The organism is Kitasatospora sp. NPDC017646, from assembly GCF_044329365.1.
GTDB lineage: Bacteria > Actinomycetota > Actinomycetes > Streptomycetales > Streptomycetaceae > Kitasatospora.
This window is the reverse complement of record NZ_JBIRJC010000114.1, coordinates 1-2,140: the sequence shown is the minus strand read 5'-3', so window position 1 is coordinate 2,140 and position 2,140 is coordinate 1. Positions and strand designations below refer to the sequence as shown.

General features: G+C 71.5%; 3 protein-coding genes. All 3 read left to right on the top strand.

Going from position 1 to position 2,140, the window contains the following annotated elements; translation table 11 throughout:
* On the top strand, positions 1-755 hold a 755-nt coding region (locus ACH4J0_RS42875), incomplete at its 5' end, for a hypothetical protein (protein WP_396246615.1).
* 234 nt (positions 756-989) lie between these two features.
* Positions 990-1,277, top strand: a complete 288-nt coding sequence (locus tag ACH4J0_RS42870; protein WP_396246614.1) for a hypothetical protein — start codon at positions 990-992, stop codon at positions 1,275-1,277.
* 55 nt (positions 1,278-1,332) lie between these two features.
* Entirely contained in the window at positions 1,333-1,488 is a 156-nt protein-coding gene (locus tag ACH4J0_RS42865; protein WP_396246613.1) for a hypothetical protein, read from the top strand.
* Positions 1,489-2,140: the final 652 nt, after the last annotated feature.

Below are 2,140 nucleotides of genomic sequence, written 5' to 3'. Positions count from 1 at the left end.
CCACCGGGTCGGTGACCTTCCCCACCGCCGGACCGGTGTCGCTGACCGCCACCGTCACCGCGGCCGGCACCACCTGCACCTGCACCAACGTCGTCTCCGTCCCGGTCACCGTCACGGTGACCACGCCGCCGGCCTGCCTGGTGCTCCTGCTGCCCCCGGTGGCTCCGGTGGTCGTCGGCCAGCCCACCACCCTGACCGCGGTGGTGCTGTGCAACGGCGTGCCCGTTCCGGGTGCGACGGTCACCTTCAACGGCGACGGGGCCACGCCGGTGACCGCCACCACCAGCGCACTCGGCGTCGCCACCGGGTCGGTGACCTTCCCCACCGCCGGACCGGTGTCGCTGACCGCCACCGTCACCGCGGCCGGCACCACCTGCACCTGCACCAACGTCGTCTCGCTCCCCGTCCCGATCACCGTCGGCGTAGGCGGCCCCGCCGTGAGCCTGCAGGCGCTGCCGTCCTGCTGGCAGGGCCACTGGGAGCACGCGCTGGCGACCCCCTCGCACGGGCAGCCGTACCCCTTCACCGCCACACTGAAGGCCCAGCTCACTCCCGCGGCCGCCGGCGTGACGGTGAACTTCCTCGTCGCCGGACAGCCGGTGGGCTCGGCGGTGACGGACGCGTCCGGGATCGCGATCCTCACCACCGACCTGAGTCTGCCTCAGGTCCAATCCGGCGCCTTCACCGCGACCGCCAACGTCGGCGGCACGACGCTGCAGTCGACCGGCACCCTGCTGCCCTGCCGGCCGCTGTAGTGACCGGACCGGTCCTACCGCGCCCGGCACGTGGATCGCGGACCGGTACCGGTGGCCGAGCCGGGTGAGGCCTGACCTCATCGTCCGCAGATGAGCGGCCGACCTCGAAGGTCCGTCCCCCCGCCCTCGCACGGCGGGGGGACGGACGCGCTGGGGGCCTAGCGGCGAAGCCACCGAACCCGCCGCGACGCCCGCAACCGTACTTCCGCGTCCCTGGTCAGTGGAGTTGTCCCCATGAGCTTGACCATGTTCCTTCTCGCGCTCGGCGCCACCTGCCGCATCACCCGCTTCCTGACCAAGGACACCCTCGCGGGCGGTCTCAGGATCTGGGTCGCCGATCGCTTCGGCGAGGAGTCCAAGGCCGCCTATCTGATCACCTGCGGCTGGTGTTCGAGCGTCTGGGTGTCCGCCGTCGCGGTCGGCTGTGCCGCGTGCCTGGAGGGCAGCCCGTGGTTCCGGATACCGGCGACCGCGCTCAGCGTCTCGTACCTGGCGGGTGTGGCCTCACGATGGCTGGACTGACCAACGCCCGCTCTCCAGAAGACCCGAACCCAGCACCCGGAAAGGACACTGAACCATGGCCTGCAACTGCGGCGGAGGATCACCGCAAACCGTCGTCTACCAGCTGAGCCTGCCTGACGGCACCGTTCGCGAGTACGTCACCTACCAGGAAGCCCTGGCCGCACAGCGCCGAGAAGGCGGCGCCGGAACGATCACCGTCGTCAGCCGGTGACACGGGCGCCCGGCATCGGGGCGCACCGAAGGCGGTCGGCGCATCGACCGGCCGCTTTCCCCTTTCCGCACGAAGGGACGAGCAGCACCGTTGCCGTCCCGGCGTATCCGCTTCCACGGCCGCCCTCGCCTGCCGGACCGCCAGCCGGGCACACGGGTTGGCAAAGGGGCTCCAGACCCGGCCGTAGCGGCCTGATACCGCTGTCCGTCCCGGAGATCCGCCGCCTCATCGGCCTGCTCCTCCCTCCTCGCCACCTCACCGCGGCCCACCATCTGCGTTGGTCGTACTGGTCACGCCGCAGCCAGGCCCGCGCCTGCCACAGCCAGTACAAAGGCCGAGGCCACCCCCCATGACTGCGGTTGCAGTACCAGGCGGACGGCCACGGCTCACGGAACCTGCGCGGACACGGCGTCCGCAGGTCATGCCTGACGAACAGTGAGCTCCGGCAGCTTCTGCTGCCGGAGCTCACTGTTTCCCCGCCGCATCACATCCCCCTACGGACCGCGGCGGTTCGGCCGCCGTCCTACAGGTAGGTGTAGGAGGCGCCGTTGCTGGTGCCGGCCGGCGTGATCACCGTGACCGGGACGGTGCCGGTTCCGGGCGGGGAGACGGCCAGGATGGCGCCGTCGCCCAGCACGGTGAAGTTCGTGGC